This is a genomic window from Pseudomonas sp. UBA6699 (genome assembly GCF_002454615.1).
Classification (GTDB): domain Bacteria; phylum Pseudomonadota; class Gammaproteobacteria; order Pseudomonadales; family Pseudomonadaceae; genus Aquipseudomonas; species Aquipseudomonas juntendi.
In genome coordinates this window covers 1-15,854 of the sequence record NZ_DKJF01000072.1, presented here as the reverse complement: position 1 = coordinate 15,854, position 15,854 = coordinate 1, and the positions used below count along the sequence as shown (strand labels likewise).

The 15,854-nt window shown below is 65.2% G+C and carries 15 protein-coding genes; 6 read left to right on the top strand and 9 right to left on the bottom strand.

Annotated features, from left to right (window positions below; all coding sequences use genetic code 11):
* Nucleotides 1-104 precede the first annotated feature (104 nt).
* From B3361_RS13550 to B3361_RS13540, 3 genes are read right to left on the bottom strand one after another with little or no spacing between them, the layout of a single operon-like run.
* Nucleotides 105-1,127, bottom strand: coding sequence for a histone deacetylase family protein (locus B3361_RS13550; RefSeq protein ID WP_054903808.1), 1,023 nt, complete (start codon nucleotides 1,125-1,127; stop codon nucleotides 105-107).
* Entirely contained in the window at nucleotides 1,127-2,368 is a 1,242-nt protein-coding gene (locus B3361_RS13545) for a Zn-dependent hydrolase (protein WP_154211179.1), read from the bottom strand. Before B3361_RS13545 ends, B3361_RS13550 begins: the two co-directional genes overlap by 1 nt.
* Nucleotides 2,369-2,398: 30 nt before the next feature.
* The gene (locus B3361_RS13540) at nucleotides 2,399-3,703 is read right to left on the bottom strand and encodes an MFS transporter (RefSeq protein ID WP_054903806.1); all 1,305 of its coding nucleotides are present in this window, start codon (nucleotides 3,701-3,703) and stop codon (nucleotides 2,399-2,401) included.
* Nucleotides 3,704-3,875: 172 nt separating this feature from the next.
* On the opposite strand from B3361_RS13540, the gene B3361_RS13535 reads away from it, so the two are divergent.
* Nucleotides 3,876-4,784 carry a LysR family transcriptional regulator gene (locus B3361_RS13535; RefSeq protein WP_054903805.1) on the top strand — a complete coding sequence of 303 codons (909 nt, stop codon included), beginning with the start codon at nucleotides 3,876-3,878 and terminating at the stop codon, nucleotides 4,782-4,784.
* 160 nt (nucleotides 4,785-4,944) lie between these two features.
* Nucleotides 4,945-5,487, top strand: a complete 543-nt coding sequence (locus B3361_RS13530) for a WYL domain-containing protein (protein ID WP_054903804.1) — start codon at nucleotides 4,945-4,947, stop codon at nucleotides 5,485-5,487.
* 15 nt (nucleotides 5,488-5,502) lie between these two features.
* Here B3361_RS13530 and B3361_RS13525 read toward each other — a convergent pair whose 3' ends face one another.
* Complete coding sequence (locus B3361_RS13525; RefSeq protein WP_054903803.1) at nucleotides 5,503-6,384, bottom strand: LysR family transcriptional regulator; 882 nt, start codon at nucleotides 6,382-6,384, stop codon at nucleotides 5,503-5,505.
* Between the two features lie 191 nt (nucleotides 6,385-6,575).
* Between B3361_RS13525 and argC the strand changes: the two genes are divergently transcribed.
* On the top strand, nucleotides 6,576-7,517 hold the full coding sequence (gene argC, locus B3361_RS13520; protein ID WP_286920245.1) for an N-acetyl-gamma-glutamyl-phosphate reductase: 942 nt from the start codon (nucleotides 6,576-6,578) through the stop codon (nucleotides 7,515-7,517).
* A gap of 81 nt (nucleotides 7,518-7,598) precedes the next feature.
* Nucleotides 7,599-8,285 carry a GNAT family N-acetyltransferase gene (locus B3361_RS13515; RefSeq protein WP_054903801.1) on the top strand — a complete coding sequence of 229 codons (687 nt, stop codon included), beginning with the start codon at nucleotides 7,599-7,601 and terminating at the stop codon, nucleotides 8,283-8,285.
* Nucleotides 8,286-8,345: 60 nt separating this feature from the next.
* On the opposite strand, the gene B3361_RS13510 is transcribed toward B3361_RS13515, so the two are convergent.
* The 5 genes from B3361_RS13510 to B3361_RS13490 all read right to left on the bottom strand — a co-directional run bounded on the left by B3361_RS13510 (nucleotide 8,346) and on the right by B3361_RS13490 (nucleotide 12,834).
* On the bottom strand, nucleotides 8,346-9,101 hold the full coding sequence (locus B3361_RS13510) for an ABC transporter permease (RefSeq protein WP_054903800.1): 756 nt from the start codon (nucleotides 9,099-9,101) through the stop codon (nucleotides 8,346-8,348).
* Nucleotides 9,101-10,306 carry an ABC transporter substrate-binding protein gene (locus B3361_RS13505; protein ID WP_054903799.1) on the bottom strand — a complete coding sequence of 402 codons (1,206 nt, stop codon included), beginning with the start codon at nucleotides 10,304-10,306 and terminating at the stop codon, nucleotides 9,101-9,103. Before B3361_RS13505 ends, B3361_RS13510 begins: the two co-directional genes overlap by 1 nt.
* Nucleotides 10,293-11,114: an ABC transporter ATP-binding protein gene (locus B3361_RS13500; protein ID WP_054903798.1), complete on the bottom strand. Its 822-nt coding sequence runs from the start codon at nucleotides 11,112-11,114 to the stop codon at nucleotides 10,293-10,295. Before B3361_RS13500 ends, B3361_RS13505 begins: the two co-directional genes overlap by 14 nt.
* A complete protein-coding gene (locus tag B3361_RS13495; RefSeq protein ID WP_054903797.1) occupies nucleotides 11,111-12,175 on the bottom strand; it encodes an acyl-CoA dehydrogenase family protein in 1,065 nt (354 codons plus the stop codon). The genes B3361_RS13500 and B3361_RS13495 overlap by 4 nt, the downstream gene beginning before the upstream one ends.
* A 98-nt stretch (nucleotides 12,176-12,273) precedes the next feature.
* Nucleotides 12,274-12,834 (bottom strand): carboxymuconolactone decarboxylase family protein, encoded by a 561-nt coding sequence (locus tag B3361_RS13490; RefSeq protein ID WP_009685599.1) that lies wholly within the window; start codon nucleotides 12,832-12,834, stop codon nucleotides 12,274-12,276.
* Nucleotides 12,835-12,935: 101 nt separating this feature from the next.
* Here B3361_RS13490 and B3361_RS13485 point away from each other — a divergent pair, with 101 nt between their 5' ends.
* Together B3361_RS13485 and B3361_RS13480 are read left to right on the top strand one after the other, a co-directional pair.
* Entirely contained in the window at nucleotides 12,936-13,847 is a 912-nt protein-coding gene (locus tag B3361_RS13485) for an AraC family transcriptional regulator (protein ID WP_054903796.1), read from the top strand.
* 276 nt (nucleotides 13,848-14,123) lie between these two features.
* On the top strand, nucleotides 14,124-15,749 hold the full coding sequence (locus B3361_RS13480) for a methyl-accepting chemotaxis protein (RefSeq protein ID WP_054903795.1): 1,626 nt from the start codon (nucleotides 14,124-14,126) through the stop codon (nucleotides 15,747-15,749).
* Nucleotides 15,750-15,854 lie beyond the last annotated feature (105 nt).

Genomic DNA, 15,854 nt, shown 5'->3' with positions numbered 1-15,854 from the left:
GCGGCGCTCGATCTAACAGGCGCTGCATATCTTATGGCAACCACCTGTCAGCCCTGATGCGATCCCTGTGGGGTTCATCCCCGAAATAAACAGCGTGGTAGCACTCACCGCCAATCCGCTTTGTCAGCAAAAAACGCCCGAGCATTCGCCTCCAGGCTCTGCAGATGGTACCCGCCCTCCTGCACAATCAGGCATGGCAAGCGCAATGCGCGGATACGCTCGCCCAACACGGCAAAGCCCTCGGTCGTCACCGCCACCTTGCTCTGGGGGTCCAGCTCATAAATGTCGAAGCCCAGCGACAACACCAACACTTGCGCATCAAAATCCTTCACCGCAGCCAGTGCGGTGTCCAGCCGGCTCAGGAAGTCCGCTTCGCTGGCGCCGTGGGGCATCGGCAGGTTGAGGTTGTACCCCTCCCCCTCACCACGGCCGCGCTCGTCCTCGAACCCGGCTACGCCTGGGTAGAAGTTGGTCGGGTCGCCGTGCACCGACACATACTGCACATCGCGCCGGTCGTAGAAGATTTCCTGGATGCCTTGCCCGTGGTGCATGTCGGTGTCGAGCACCGCCACCCGGCTGTAGCGGCCGCGCAAGGCCTGGGCAGCGACGGCAGCGTTGTTGATGTAACAGAAGCCACCCGCCGCATCGAACCGCGCATGGTGCCCCGGTGGCCGGCACAGCGCGTAGGCCGCGGGCTCACCCTCGGCAATGGCCTTGGCGCCAGCTACCGCGCTCTGCGCGGACCAGTAGGCCGAATGCCAGGTACGCTCGCCTACCGGGCAACTGCCATCGGCCAGGTAGCGCGCGGCCTGGGCGAGAATGCCACGCAAGGCGTTGGGCTCACGCACGAAGATGTTCGACATGACCTCGTCGCCCCAGTCCTCGGGCACTTCCTTCCAGCGCGCATGGGCTTCTTCGAGGAAGGCCAGGTAGGCCTCGCCATGCACCGCCGCCAGCGGCTGCAGGCCAGCATCCTCTGGCTGGCGGATGTCGAAGCCAAGGTTCCTGGCAGCCTGCAGCAGGCGCTGGGCGCGCTCGGGCACTTCCTGGGGGGGGCGCATGGCGCCACGCGAGTAGTAGCTGCGCGGGTGATGCAGCAATTGCTCAGGGTGGAAGTAGCAACGCATCAGGCTTCTCCTGGTTCGACACGGCCGGCGCGGGCCAGCACGGCATTGAGCAATACATCGGCACCCTGGCGGGCATCGTCGGGCAGCACATCCTCGGCTTCGTTGTGGCTGAGGCCGCCGATGCAGGGAATGAACACCATCGCCGTCGGGCAATAGCGGGCCAACAGGATGGCATCGTGCCCAGCGCCACTGACGATCGACTGCTCCGCATAACCCAGGGCATCTACCGCTTGCTGAACAGCGGCCACACAGTCCACGTCGAACGGCGTGGCCGGGCTGACCCAGTGCCGCTCGATGCGCACCTGCAAACCGCGCTGGCGGGCGATGGCCTGCAGCGCCAGGGTCAGGTCGCGCTCCATGGCCTCGATGGTTTCATCGCGGTGGTGGCGTAGGTCCACCGTGAATTGCAATACCCCGGGGATGGTGTTGCGTGACGACTTGGCGATGGTCAGCTCGCCGACAGTGGTCAGCGCCTCGGGGGCATAGTCTGCCGCCAGCCGCTCGAGCGCCTGAATCATCTGCGCCGCGCCGTACAAGGCGTCCTTGCGCAACGGCATCGGCGTGGTGCCGGCATGTGCGGCCATGCCTTCGACGGTCACATCCAGCCAACGAATAGCCTGGCCACCGCTGACCACACCAATGGCCTTGGCGTTATCTTCAAGGATCGGGCCTTGCTCGATATGCGCTTCAAAATAGGCATCCACCGGCCCGCCCAGCGGCCGCTGGCCAGCGTAACCGGTACGCTGCAACGCTTCGGCGACGCTGATGCCTTGCGCATCGCGTATGGCCAAGGCTTGCTCCAGCGCCAGGGTGCCGGTGAACACGGCCGAACCGAACATCGCCGGGGTAAACCGGGCGCCTTCCTCGTTGGTCCACACCGCGAGCTCCAGCGGCTTGCGGGTGCTGATGCCCAACTCGTCGAGGCGGCGCACCACCTCCAGCCCGGCCAGCACGCCATAGACACCGTCGAAACGGCCGCCCTCCGGCTGGGTATCCAGGTGGCTGCCAATCATCACCGGGGCGGCGTCGGGGTCGGTGCCAGGGCGGCGCGCGAACAGGTTGCCGATGGCATCCACGCTCAGCGTCAGGCCCGCTTCGCGGCACCAGTGGCTGAACAGCTCACGGCCAGCCTTGTCTTCGTCGCTGAGGGCCAGGCGGCAGCTGCCACCGCGTGCGGTGGCGCCGATTTCGGCCATGGCCATCAAGCTCGCCCACAGGCGTTCGCCATTGCTTTTCAACATGTGCAGGTACTCCAGAATGAATCGGTTCGCTCAGGCCAGCTCAAGCTGCTGGCTGCGCGCGTACTGGCGCGCCAGGGCAAGCACGCAGACCAGCGAAAGGGTGGCGATCAGCGTGTAGAACACTGCCATCGGCCACCACTGCCCTGTGAAATGGTGGGCCAGCCAGGTGCCGATCAACGGGGTCAGGCCCCCGGCGATGGCGCCACACACCTGGTAGGCCAGGGAAATGGCGGTATAGCGCACACGGGTGTCGAACATGCCGCTGACGTAGCCTGCGATGACCGCGTAGAACGAGGCCATGCAAGCAGCGGCCAAGGCGATGCCGAGCACGATCAACGGGCCTTGGCCCGAGCTGACCAGGGTGAACATAGGGTAAGGCGAGGCCATGGCCAGCATGGCCACCAAGGCCAGAAAGCGAGTGGCGCCGAGCTTTTCCGACAGCCAGGCAGCCAAGGGCTGCACGCAAAACTGGATGATCGCCACGAAGAACAGGCACTCCAGGATCAGCGAGCGCTCCAGGTGCAGCTGCTGGGTGGTGTAGCTGATCATGAAGGTATTGGTGAAGTAGACCCCGGCAATGCCCAGGGTGTTGGCACCGATGCACAGCAACAGCGGGCGCCAGGCGCTGCGCAGCACCTCGAAGACCGGGGCCTGCTCCTTGCGCCGGGCCGTTTCTGCCTGCTCGCGGCTGGCGATGAACTCGGGCGACTCGTTCACCCCCAGGCGAATGGCCAGGCCGACCAACAGCAGCAAGGCGCTGGCCAGGAACGGCACGCGCCAACCCCAGCTCATCAGGTCTTCTTCCGGAAGGCGGGTGACCGCGCCAAAAGCCAGCAGTGACAGAATCAGGCCCGCCGGGCTGCCGAGCTGGGCGAACGAGGCGAAGAAGTTGCGCCGCCCTTTGGGGGCATGCTCGCCGGCCATCAGCACGGCCCCGCCCCACTCGCCGCCCACCGCAATGCCCTGGACGATGCGCAGCAGCACCAGCAGCACCGGCGCGCTGGCGCCGATTTGCGCATAGGTCGGCAACAGGCCGATGCACACCGTGACGATGCCCATCATCAGCAAGGTGATGACCAGCGATTTCTTGCGGCCGATACGGTCGCCCACATGGCCGAAGACGATTCCGCCCAGCGGCCGGGCGAAAAAGCCCACGGCGAAGGTACCAAACGCTGCCATGGTGCTGAACAGGCTGTCATCGGAGGGGAAGAACAAGGCACCGAACACCAGGGCCGCGGCGGTGGCATAGATGTAAAAGTCGTACCATTCGATCATGGTACCGATGAAAGCGGCGGCAGCGGCACGGCGTGGCTGGGCGCAAGTGGCGGGCTTCATGGGGGCTCCTTTGCTTGTTGTTCTGGCAGGAGTGACGGGAATTCACGGTCGCGCTCTGACGGCGCTTGGCTTGTGGGCCTCAATGCCTATGATTTATCGGGCCAGGGCTATGATTAGTCAATTTTCTATTTATTATTCCAACTATTAACCCTGCTTATCATAGAGCCTTGCCATGTCTGACCGCCTGCTCAACGACCGCCTCGACTGGAACCTGCTGCGTACCTTCCGCGTCATTGGCCAGGAACTGTCAATCAGCCGCGCCGCTGCCCGCCTGCATCTCACCCAGCCGGCAGTCAGCCAGGCCTTGAAGCGCCTGGAAGAACAGCTTGGCCGCCAACTCATCGCCCGTCGTGGGCCGCGTTTCGTGCTGACCGAAATGGGCGAACAGCTGTTCCAGCTGGCCGGCGAGGTGTACGGGCAGATGTCGCAGATCGGCAGCCTGCTGGCGCAGCCCACCGACGAACTGGTGGGCAAGGTGCGCTTGCTGATGATCAGCCGCATCGTCAGCGACCGCTTCGACGACTTCCTGGCCGACTTCCATCGCCAACACCCACGGGTGGACCTGGAAATCGACGTGATGCGCAGCTCCGACATCGTCGCAGCCTTGCAAGAGAAAACTGCCAGCGCAGGCTTGAGCTTGAACCGGCGGGCCCAGCCCAGGCTGGAGCAACGGCTGTTCCTGCGCCAGCGTTACGCGTTCTTCTGTGGCAAGCACCATGCACTGTTCGGCCAGGCCGAGGGCGACTTGCAGCGGGAGAACTTCGTCAGCTTCACCAGCGACCAGATTGGAGGCATGTTGTCGCCACTGACCATTTTCCGCGACCAGCAGGGCTTTGCCGGGCGCATCGTGGCCTCGTCACCCAGCCTTGAGGAAGTGCGCCGCCTGGTAATTGCCGGGTTCGGCATCGGCTGCCTGCCCGAGCACGTGGTAGCGCCGGATGTTGCAGCTGGGCTGCTGTGGAAGCTGCACCCGCTGGAGGGCATTGCCGATGTGGACATTCACCTGTTGTGGAACCGGGACCAGCGCTTCAGCCGGGCCGAACAGGTGTTCATCGAGGGGCTGCAACAGCGCCTTGACTGACCTGCAGCGCCATCACCGGCGCTGCCAAGCGCGCATCGCGCCGGTGGCCTTGGCCGCCTTGTAGTGCAACTTGGATCCGATCAGGGGAAAGGGTATGCTGACATATAGCTAAATGCCATCACCCAGGCCGGCGCGATGCCTGCCTTCAAGGACGAACCCTTTGCCCAGCCACCCTACCCGCCATACCATTGCCCGCCAGTGGCAATTGCTCAAGCTGCTGCCAGGGCGCCACCCGGGCGTGAGCTCTACCCAGTTGCAACGCGCCCTGAGCGGCGTGGGCCACACCACCAGCAAGCGTACCGTAGAGCGCGACCTGGTCGAACTGGCCGCCCTGTTCCCGCTGCAATGCAACAGCAAGGGCATGCCCTATGGCTGGTACTGGCAACCGGGCCTGAGCCTGGAGCAAGCGCACCAGTTGCAACCCGACGCGCTATGCCCGGCGGCCCAGGTGGAGCTGCGCGCCTGGGTCGATGACGCCCTTGCCCGGCGCCTGGAGCAGGCGCCGCTGTCGGCCGACATGCAACTGACCGCGCAAGGCGACGGTGGCGCTGTGCTGGTGGCCACGGTAGACGACAACCGGGCGCTGATGAGCTGGCTGCTGTCCCAGGCCGGCGCTATCCGCGTGCAGGCCCCCAAGGCGCTGCGCCTGGCCATGCTGGCGCAATTACGCCAGAGCCTGGCCCTGCACGAAACGGTTGGTTGAAACCATTGGCGGGCGCTACTGGCGCAGCCGCTCCAGCGCCTGCAGCACGAACGCGGTAGCGCGCTCCACCTGCCCTTCCCGGCAGGCGATACCCAACTGCCGCCACAGCCCGGGCCGCAGCGGCCGGTGGGCAATGCGCTGATCAAGCTCGGCGGCCTCCCCCTCCTGCGGCAGCAATGTCGCGCCATACCCGGCACCGACCAGCTTCTTGATGGCATCGTTGTAGTTCAGCTCGATACGCGGCTCGGGGTGCAACCCCGCCGCCGCAAACCACTCGTTAGTCACCCGCGACAGCTGGGTACTGCTGTCATTCAGGATCAACGCCCGTTGCGCCAGCCAGGCCGGCGTGACCTTGGCCGGGGGCTGCCAGTCGGTCGGCACGTAGGCCAGGATCGGGTCGCGCCGCCAGGGTGTTACGGCCAGCCCCTTGACCGCCACCTGCGGCAACGCCACCACCGCGACATCCAGGGTGCCCTCGCGCAAACGCGCCAGCGACGCTTGCGAAGTGAGCACCTGCACTTGCACATCGATCCCCGGATGCTCCACCCCTAAGGCGGCCAACGCCTGTGGCAGCAGGTGGGCGATGGCCCCGGTCGAGGCCCCCAGGCGTACCCGGCCGCTCAGGCCCTGCACCTGGCGGCGAACTTCGTCCAACGCCAGGTCCGCGTCGGCCAGCAAGCGGCGGGCGCGGGCCAGCAGCGTTTCACCGATGGCCGTGGGCCGTACCTGGCCGCGGGTACGGTTGAGCAACGGGGCGCCGACGCGCGCCTCCAGCTCGGCCACGTGCAGGCTGATGGTGGGCGGCGCCAGGTTGAGCTGGCGAGCCGCCTCGGCAAATGAACCCAGGTCGCTGATGACCACCAGCGTACGCAGGCGGTCGAGGCTGATTTCACGCATGGTCGCTGCGGCTTCCTCACAAAACAAAGACTGACGGCTGAATGCCAAGGCAGCTTTCAGGGGTAGGTTGACCGCCAGAAGGCCAGCACATCATTCAGAAAATCTGAATGCGCTGATCATGATATTCAAATTTTCTTTAGCAACGCCACCCGCGAACATAGGCCTTCCCCTCCCCAACCCGGACCCCGACCATGCATACCCCTGTTGTCTTCATCGACGGCGACCAAGGCACCACCGGCCTGCAGATCCACGCTCGCCTCCAAGGCCGCTGCGACTTGCGCCTGCTGACCCTGCCCGAAGCCGAACGCAAAGACCCTCAACGGCGTGGCGAGGCGATCAACAGCGCCGACATCGCCCTGCTGTGCCTGCCCGATGCCGCCGCGCGCGAAGCGGTGGCCGCCATCCACAACCCGCAGGTGCGGGTGATCGACGCCAGCTCGGCACACCGCACCAGCCCAGGCTGGGTGTATGGCCTGCTCGAACTGGACCCGCACCAAGCCGAACGCATTGCCCAAAGCAAGCGCGTCAGCAACCCCGGCTGCTACCCCACGGGCGCCATCGCGTTGCTGCGCCCGCTGGTCAAGGCCGGCCTGCTGCCTGCCGATTACCCGCTGAACATCCACGCCATTTCCGGCTACTCCGGCGGCGGCCGCGCGGCGGTAGAACGGCATGAACAGCCCGCTGCCGACAAAGCCCCGGCCTTGCAGCTGTACGGCCTGGACCTGGCGCACAAGCATGTGCCCGAGATCCAGCAGCACGCCGGGCTCTCGGCACGGCCCCTGTTCATGCCTGGCTACGGCGCCTACCGCCAGGGCATCGTGCTGAGCATCCCGCTGCAATTGCGCCTGCTGCCCGGGCAGGTCAGCGCCGAACAGCTGCAAGCCTGCCTGGAACAGCATTACCAGGGAGCCCGCCATGTTCAGGTAATGCCCCTGCACCAACAAGGTGGCGCGGCCAACCTCGACCCTGAAGCCCTGAACGACAGCAACGACCTGCGCCTGGCGCTGTACGCCAACCCTGAACACGGCCAGGTGCTGCTTACCGCCATCTTCGACAACCTGGGCAAAGGCGCGTCGGGCGCGGCGGTGCAAAACCTGGACTTGATGCTCGGCGCACTACAGGCACGCGGCTGATGGGTCAAAACCGGTTAGACTGTACAGCCCGCGCCCTCCCGGTGCGGGCTGTACAGTCCAACCGCCGGAGCCTGCCCCCCGATGTTCATCCTGAGCCGCCTTGACAGCGTGCCGCCCGAGTCTTTCCAGAACCAGATCCGCGAGCTGGTGATTCACAACGTCGGTGAATTGAGCAGTGTCGCGATCACTGCAGACAACCCGCTGTACCCGCTGTACCAGTACGGCGTCGGCATGGAGGTGCACCAGTACCTGCAAGCCCTGGACGGCACTCGCGGCCTGGCCGTGGCACTGACCCTGGCACTGGATGCCGAAGCGCCTGACCAGTTGTTGGGCTTTGCCTTGTCGCTACCCGCCGAGGACGATGAGCAGGCCTGTGCCCTGGCATTCATGGCCGTACGCGCCAGCCATCGGCGCCAGGGCATCGCCCGGGCGCTGCTGGGCGACCTGCAGGCGCGCCATGCCTGCGTCGAGCTGAACGCCTTCGCCAACCAGGTACCGTGGTTCGAAGCCATGGGTATGCAGGTGGTGGCCGCCAAGGGTCCGCAGGTGCTGATGAGCAGCACCGGCCAGGCCAGCGGGGCACTGATCGGCCGCCTGGACATCGCCCCCATCTACCAGACCGCCGAGGTGCTGCAGATTCATACCTACCTGCTCAACCAGCAAGGCGAGGATGCGATGATCGAAGCGGAGCAGATGCGCGACGAGCGGCTGGACGCGCTGACCGCACAGGCGCAGGAGTGTGTGCGCCAGCGCCAGCACGTGCACTGATCGCACCGTCAAGCACAACGCTCAGGGCCGCACCGCTCAAGCTCGGCGCGGCCCGGCGGCTCAGCCATGCACCCAGCGCCGGTGCAGCCCGCGCGCCAGGGCATCGAGCAGAAAGCCCAGCACACCGATCAACAGCACCATGGCCATCAGCTCGGAGTACGCCAGGCGGTCGCGGGTATCGAGAATGAAATAGCCCAGCCCTGCACTGACGCCCAGCATTTCGCAGGGCACCAGCACGATCCACAAAATCCCGATGGCCAGGCGCACGCCCGTCAGCACATGGCCTATCACCCCCGGCACGATCACCTTGCACAAGGTTTCCCAGCGCGTGGCACTCAGGCTGCGGCTTAACTGCAGCCAGCGCGGGTCCAGTTGCCGCACCCCGGCGGCGGTGTTGAGCAGGATCGGCCACAACGCAGCGAACGCCAGCAAAAAGTAGATCGGCTGGTCACCCACGCCCATCAGCATCACCACCACCGGCATCCACGACAACGGCGAGATCATGCGCAGGAACTGGAATGCCGGCGTGGTCGCCGCCTCCAGGTGCCGGTAGCTACCTACCAGCAACCCCAACGGCACACCGATCAGCAACGCCAGCAACAAACCCACCAGGATGCGCTTGAGGCTGATCCAGATATGCCCGTAGACCTCGCCCTGCCCCAACAGCTCGACCAGGCTGGCCAACGTGGCCTGCGGTGCAAACCGGGCCGACAGGCCATCGGCCTGGCCGAACACGGCGACCCCGGCCCACCACAGTGCCAGCAAGCCCAGCAACCCGGCCAGGCCAAGCCCGGCATGTACTACGTGCGTACGCATCAGACGGCGAACTCCTCGCTGCGCTCGTAGTTGTCGGCTATGCCGAACACCGAGGGCCCGCCCACGGCGGCAATGGCGTTACGCACGAAACGGTCATCCACCAGGTCGCGGGCAGTCTGCGCCGGGTCCAAGCCGGCGAGGAACGCGTGGTCGCCTTCGATCAGGGTCTGCTGCAAGCGCTTGACCAGTGCTTCGGTGTAGCTCGGGAACGGGTAAGGCTGGAAATCGATGCGCTTTTCGTCCCACTGCTGGTGGCGAATGGCGCCGCTGGCGATATAGCCGGCACGGTCCTCGGCCGCCGGGGCAAGGACCTTGGCCAGCACCGCCGGGTCATGGGGCGTGTACTTGTTGGCGCCAGCACGCGACAGCAAGGCTGCTGCTTCAGCGCGGTGGTCGCGGGTCCAGTGCTGGGCCTTGACGATGGCATTGACCACCCTCTGCGACCACTCGGGGCGGTTGTCGAGGTCGTGTTCGTGCATGAACACCACGCAGCAGGCATGGTTGCGCCAGACATCGCCCGTGAAGCGCTGCACGCGGCCAACCTTGAGGTTCTCGGCCAGGGCGTTGAACGGCTCGGCGACGATGTAACCGGCTATGCGCTTGCTGGCCAGGGCCGGTGGCATGTCGGAGGGCGGCAACACCAGCAGGTTCACTTCATTGTCTGCCAACGCCGCACTGGCCGGCTTCGACACCGGTGTCAGGCCGTTGTCGTTGAGCATCTGCTGCAGCACGACGTTATGGATCGAGTACCAGAAGGGTATGGCCACGGTCTTGCCACCCAGTTGCTTCATGTCTGTGATGTCGGGGGCGACTGTCAGGCCCGAACCGCCCACGTGGTTCCACGCCACCACCTTGGCCGGCACCTTGCTGGCATAGCGCGCCCACACGGTCATTGGCGACAGCAGGTGAATGACGTTCACCTGACCAGAAATGAACGCCTCGATCACCTGTGCCCAGCTGCGCAGCAATACCGGGCGTTCGGCCTTGATACCCTCGGCTTCGAACAGGCCGTTGTTGTGCGCCACCAGCAAGGGCGTGGCGTCGGTGATCGGCAGGTAGCCGATACGTACCGGCGCGTCCGGCTCGGCAGCGGCGCGGGCCTGCAGGCTCGACAGCAACGGCAGTGCACCGGCGGCGGTGAGCATGGCGCCCAGCTTGAGAAAATCACGTCGTGAAGACGAGGAACAACAGTCATCCATGCACATGGACAGCCTCCGAGGCCTGGGGGGTTGGGGTGGGTTCGACCGTGCGGCTTGCTCGCCGGAGCGTCTTGAGGATTTCAATGCGCAGGGCGCCCAGTTCTTCTACCCGCTGCGTGCGCGGCTGCGGCAGGCCGATGTGCCACTGGCCGAGGATGTGCGCTGGATGGTCGCCCAGCAGCAGCACACGGTCGGACAGCAACAGGGCTTCGTCGATATCGTGGGTGATCAGCACCGCCGCCGTGTTGTGGGTGGCGATCAATTGCAGCAGCAATTGCTGCATGTCGGCACGGGTGACTTCATCCAGCGCGCCGAACGGTTCGTCGAGCAACAGCACTTCCGGCTGCCGTGCCAGGCAACGGGCCAGCGCGGTCCGCTGGGCCATGCCGCCAGACAGCTGCGCCGGGTAGTGGCTGCGGGCGTGGCCCAGGCCCACGGCGGCGATAGCGTGGTCGATACGTGCACGGCGTTCGGCAGCCGCCAGCTTGGGCTGGCGGGCGAAGTCCAGGCCGAAGGCGACGTTTTTCTCCAGGCTCAGCCAAGGCAGCAGGCTGGGGTCCTGGAAGGCTACCGCCAGGCGCGGGTGTGGGCCCTGCAGCGGCTGGCCATGCAGCCGCACGCTGCCACCACCCGGCTGCTGCAGGCCGGCCAATACCCGCAACAGGCTGGACTTGCCAACGCCGCTGGGGCCCAGAATGCTCACCACCTCGCCGCGCCCCAACTGCAGGTCGAACTGCGCCAGCACTTGCTGCCAGCCGCCCTCGCCCGGGTAGCCCAGGCTGATGTCACGGGCTTCGAGCAACATTGCACTCATGCGGCGCCTGCCTGGCGGTGCAGCTCGGCCCGCAGTTGCACCAGGCTGGGCGTGACGATCGGCAAGAACGCCGATTCGCGCCAGCGGCGGGCAAAACCTTCGCCATACTCGCTGAGGTAGGCTTTGCCACCACTGGCCTGCAATTCCAGATGCACCGCGTCGGCGGCACTTTCGGCCAGGGTGATGCGCAGCTTGAACAAAGCCGCCGGTTGTTGCAGGAAGCGGCCATCGAGCAAACCTTGCTTGAGTTCGCTGACGGTATTCTCCAGGCGCTCGCTGAGCACCTGGCGGGCTTCGTCCAGGAATGAGGCACGCCCCTGCAGGTGGGCCTGCACTTCGTCCAGTGCCCGGCGCGCCAGGCCAATGGCCATGCCGCACTGCAACCCCAGGAAGGCCGGGCGTACCTGCGGCAGGAACACGCGGGCATTGTCGTGCAGCAACCAGTCACGTGCCAGCGGCACCTGGTGGAAGGCCAAGGCAGCGGTGTTGCTCGACTGCAAGCCCATCAGTTGCAAGTCGTCGGAACGATGCAGGCCCTGGGCATCCGAAGGAATGGCCAGTACGAACGGAGCACCGCCCGCGTCGTCCTCGATGGCCGCCGCTACCACGAACCCACTCTTGCGCAGGTTGGTCACCCAGTGCAGGCGGCCCTCCAGGTGCCAGCCATCGCCCGCCGGGCGGCCGCGCACTTGCAGGGCTTCGATGCCAGAGAGGAACTTCATGGCATTGGACAGGCCGGTGGCACCGGCCAGCTCGCCGGCCAGCAGCTGTGGCAGCAAGCGCGCGCGCAGCGGCTGGTTGGGGCTTTGCAACAGGTACTCGATAAAGGCGCGCTGGCCCCAACATACGAAAGCGGCAGCCAGCGAGCGGCTGGCAATGGCAGCGATGGCCTCGACGGCGTCGGTCACCTGCCCGCCCGTACCGCCCAGGGCCGGGTCGACGCCCACGCGCAGCAGTTGCGATTCGGCAATTTGCGCCAGCACGTGCTGCGGCTCGCACAGGCCCCGATCTATGGCCTCGGCATTGGCATCCAGCCACTGTCGAAATGCACAATCCTGCATGGTCTTGCTCCTTTGAGAACGCCGGGCCGCCTGGCGGCCCCTTTGCGGCACATGGCCGCTCCTACAACTACCGCTGTACCGCCGCTAGCAGGGGCAGATCATGCAGTGGGCTGCCAGCGGTACTTGCCAAGCTCGTCATTGAGCGGCGTTTGGGCGAACACATTAGCAAAGTTGCACAGGGTTGCGAGGCTCACGCCAAGAATCACTTCCAGCGCATTGCCTTCGCTGAAGCCGGCATCCCGGAATGCCTGGTAGGTGGCCTGGCTCACATTGCCGCGGGTCGCGATCACTTCACGGGCGAAGGCGGCCAGGGCTTCGTAACGGGCATTGGGCAGCTCGCCGCGGGCCCGCAGGGCATCGACCACCTCCTGCGGCAGCTTGGCCTTGTTCAACGCCACGGCGGTGTGCCCCGCCACACAGAAATCACAGCCATGCTGGGTGGCGGCAATCAGTTGCACCACTTCGCGGTCGGCCAGGCTCAGGTCGGACTTGCCGTTCAATGCCGAAACGGTCACGTAGGTTTCCAGTGCCGCTGGCGCGTTGGCCAGCACGCCGAGCAGGTTGGGGATGAAGCCCGAATTCTTCTGCGCGTTCTCAAGGAACGGGCGCGCTGCTTCCGGGGCGCTTTCCAGGGTGTGTAAGGTAATGCGCGAGGACATGGAGTGGTCTCCCTGATGGATGTCACTACAGTCTGGTGGTTATAAGAAGTACCCTCCATATTCATCAGTCGCCTTTCCTTGCTCCTGAGTCTTTGCATTAGATGATTTCGTCCGCCGCGCTCGTCGATTGGTTATTAGAAGGCCTGGAGCTGGATGCCAGCCTGTTTCATGTCGGCCGCTACTGTGGCGGCTGGCACGCCAGCACCCAGGGTATGGGCCGTGCCAGCTTCCACTTGGTGGTGCAGGGCGATTGCTGGCTGCACCTCGACGGCCAGGCGCAGCCGGTGTGCCTGAAAAAAGGCGACGCCGTGTTCCTGTTGCGCGACCTGGGTTATCGCCTGTCCAGCGACCAGGACGCGGCAGGCGCCTGTGCGCAACCGCGTCAAACCATGCAGGCGCTGGACGGCGACGCCAGCGATGGGGTCGGCCTGGTCTGTGGCTTCTTCCGTTTCCAGTCGGGTTTGTCTTCGCTGATTGTCGAGGGCCTGGCCGACTGGATCCTGCTGCGTGCCGAAGACCCCGCCGGGAGCGCGGCGGGGGCGTTGTTCGGGCTTATCCTGGACGAATGCCAACGCCAAACCGGGCCTTCGCAAACCTTTCTGGAGCGCCTGACGCACTTGCTCTTTCTGTATGCACTGCGCCAGCAAGTGCATGCCGGGCAGCCCCTGGGCGGGCTGATCGCGCTTGCTCGGCAGCCGGCGTTCGCCGGGTTGCTCGAGCAACTGATCGAGCAACCCGGCCAAGCCTGGACACTGGAGAGCATGGCGGCCTGCACCGGGTTGTCGCGCTCGGCTTTCTTCAAACGCTTCAGCGAGCTGGCCGGGCAGTCGCCAGGCCAAGTGCTGCTGGCGTTGCGTATGCGCCATGCTTGCCGGTTGCTGCAGGCGGGCAACACGGTGGAGCAAGTGGGTGCACAGGTGGGGTACCAATCGGTGGCCGCTTTTACCCGGGCCTTCGCCAAGGCAGTAGGCATACAGCCAGGGGCCTACCGGCGCGGCCACGAAGGGCGTTAAGCGGCTCTACTGCGCCGCAAGCCGGCTTGCGAGGCGCCACGTTGAAGCTGATTTCCCGGATAAAACCGACAATTTTCCTTGGGTTTATCAGCAGATCCCGTAACTTGAATGCCTGTTCAAGAATGATGGCCATATGGCATCATCGCATCCAAAAACAGTAAAGAGGGTGAGATCTACAACCGACTTTGCGGTGCATCCGGAGCCTGGCGCCACTGCGGTGACACCGGTAGCCGCCTGCGTTCTCGAGGCCTGCACGCCACCATCAAGGAGTACTTCATGCAGTTGAGGAATTTGAAGATCGGCATTCGCGCAGCATGCGCATTCACCCTGTTGGGCGTTCTGGTGCTGATGATGGGCCTGATCGCACTTTACGAAACCCGGCAGATGGACAGCGCTACGGACGAGATCCGGGTGACCTGGATGCCGGCAGTGGTAGCCCTCAGTGGAATCAGCACCGACCTGGGCCGCGCCCGCGCCCTTACGTTACGTGCCGCGCTCGACGACAACAGCGATGATCGCAAGCGCAACCTGCAGATGCTGGACAGCATCAACATCGAGCTTTCCAAGGGCTTGAAGCATTACGCTGGCATGGTGGCTGCCACCGATGACCAAAACCTGTTCAACGCTTTCATGACTGCCCATCAGCAGTATTCCGACGTACAGGGGCGTGTGCTGCAGGGGCTCACCAGCGGGCGGATGGACGACGCCAGGCAACTGATCAGCGGGCCGCTGACCCAAAGCGCCGATAGCATGATGCAGGCCATGACCGCGCTGATTGCCTACAACGGCACAAGTGCCGAGCAAGCCTCGCAGCGCAGCAGCGATGTGGCTGACGAAGCGTTCCAGGCGCTGATAGGCGCGCTGTTGGTGATTGTGCTGGCGCTTGCCGCCATCGCCACCCTGCTCACCCGCAGTATCGTGCGGCCGTTGGCCGAGGCCGTGGCCGTGGCTGAACGCGTGGCCACCGGCGACCTGACTCGCGAAATCCAGGTGGTGGGCCGCGACGAGCCGGCCTTGCTACTGCGCGCGTTGAGCCGCATGCAGACCAGCCTGCGCGACACCATTCGGCAAATAGCCGCCTCGTCCGACCAGCTGGCCTCGGCGTCCGAAGAGCTGCACACCGTCACCGAAGACACCAGCCGCGGCTTGCACCAGCAAAGTGCCGAAATCGACCAGGCGGCCACGGCCGTCAACCAGATGACCGCGGCGGTCGAGGAAGTGGCCAACAATGCGGTGAGCACCGCAGACGCCTCCAGAGGTGCCGACCAGACTACCCGCGATGGCCGCGACCGGGTCAACCAGGCGCTGGCCTCCATCCAGCACCTGGTGGCGGACGTGACCGGCACTTCCAGCGAAATCGAACAGCTGGCCAGCAATGCCAACGAGATCAGCCGGGTGCTGGATGTGATCGGTGCAATTGCCGGGCAGACCAACCTGCTGGCGCTCAACGCCGCCATCGAAGCCGCCCGCGCCGGTGAGGCAGGCCGTGGCTTTGCGGTGGTGGCGGACGAAGTTCGTGCCCTCGCCCACCGTACCCAGCAGTCGACGGCCGAAATCGAGCAGATGATTGCCGGGATCCAGAACGGCACCGAGCGCGCGGTGACCGCGATGCACAGCAGCCAGGGGCGTGCCACGGGCACGCTGGAAGTGGCCGAGGGCGCCGGGCAGGCGCTGGAGGTGATTGCCGAAGCGATGGCCTCGATCAACCAGCGTAACCTGGTGATAGCCAGTGCCTCGGAACAACAGGCGCAGGTGGCCCGTGAGGTGGACCGCAACCTGGTGAATATCCGTGACCTGGCCATGCAGACCTCGGCGGGGGCCAACCAGACCAGTGCGGCAGCGCAGGACCTGTCGCGCCTTGCCGTGGACCTGAATGGCATGGTGGCAAAGTTCAAGGTCTGATCTGAGATAGCCGGGGCCGCATCGCGGCCCATCGCAGGCAAGCCAGCTCCCACAGGGATAGCATCAGGGCTGACAGGTGTTTGCCACAAGATATGCAGCGCCTGG

Coding starts and splice junctions, on each gene's coding strand:
- B3361_RS13550 (WP_054903808.1), bottom strand. CDS start 1,127: ATGCGTTGCTACTTCCACCCTGAGCAATTGCTGCATCACCCGCGCAGC.
- B3361_RS13545 (WP_154211179.1), bottom strand. CDS start 2,368: ATGTTGAAAAGCAATGGCGAACGCCTGTGGGCGAGCTTGATGGCCATG.
- B3361_RS13540 (WP_054903806.1), bottom strand. CDS start 3,703: ATGAAGCCCGCCACTTGCGCCCAGCCACGCCGTGCCGCTGCCGCCGCT.
- B3361_RS13535 (WP_054903805.1), top strand. CDS start 3,876: ATGTCTGACCGCCTGCTCAACGACCGCCTCGACTGGAACCTGCTGCGT.
- B3361_RS13525 (WP_054903803.1), bottom strand. CDS start 6,384: ATGCGTGAAATCAGCCTCGACCGCCTGCGTACGCTGGTGGTCATCAGC.
- argC (WP_286920245.1), top strand. CDS start 6,576: ATGCATACCCCTGTTGTCTTCATCGACGGCGACCAAGGCACCACCGGC.
- B3361_RS13515 (WP_054903801.1), top strand. CDS start 7,599: ATGTTCATCCTGAGCCGCCTTGACAGCGTGCCGCCCGAGTCTTTCCAG.
- B3361_RS13510 (WP_054903800.1), bottom strand. CDS start 9,101: ATGCGTACGCACGTAGTACATGCCGGGCTTGGCCTGGCCGGGTTGCTG.
- B3361_RS13505 (WP_054903799.1), bottom strand. CDS start 10,306: ATGTGCATGGATGACTGTTGTTCCTCGTCTTCACGACGTGATTTTCTC.
- B3361_RS13500 (WP_054903798.1), bottom strand. CDS start 11,114: ATGAGTGCAATGTTGCTCGAAGCCCGTGACATCAGCCTGGGCTACCCG.
- B3361_RS13495 (WP_054903797.1), bottom strand. CDS start 12,175: ATGCAGGATTGTGCATTTCGACAGTGGCTGGATGCCAATGCCGAGGCC.
- B3361_RS13490 (WP_009685599.1), bottom strand. CDS start 12,834: ATGTCCTCGCGCATTACCTTACACACCCTGGAAAGCGCCCCGGAAGCA.
- B3361_RS13485 (WP_054903796.1), top strand. CDS start 12,936: ATGATTTCGTCCGCCGCGCTCGTCGATTGGTTATTAGAAGGCCTGGAG.
- B3361_RS13480 (WP_054903795.1), top strand. CDS start 14,124: ATGCAGTTGAGGAATTTGAAGATCGGCATTCGCGCAGCATGCGCATTC.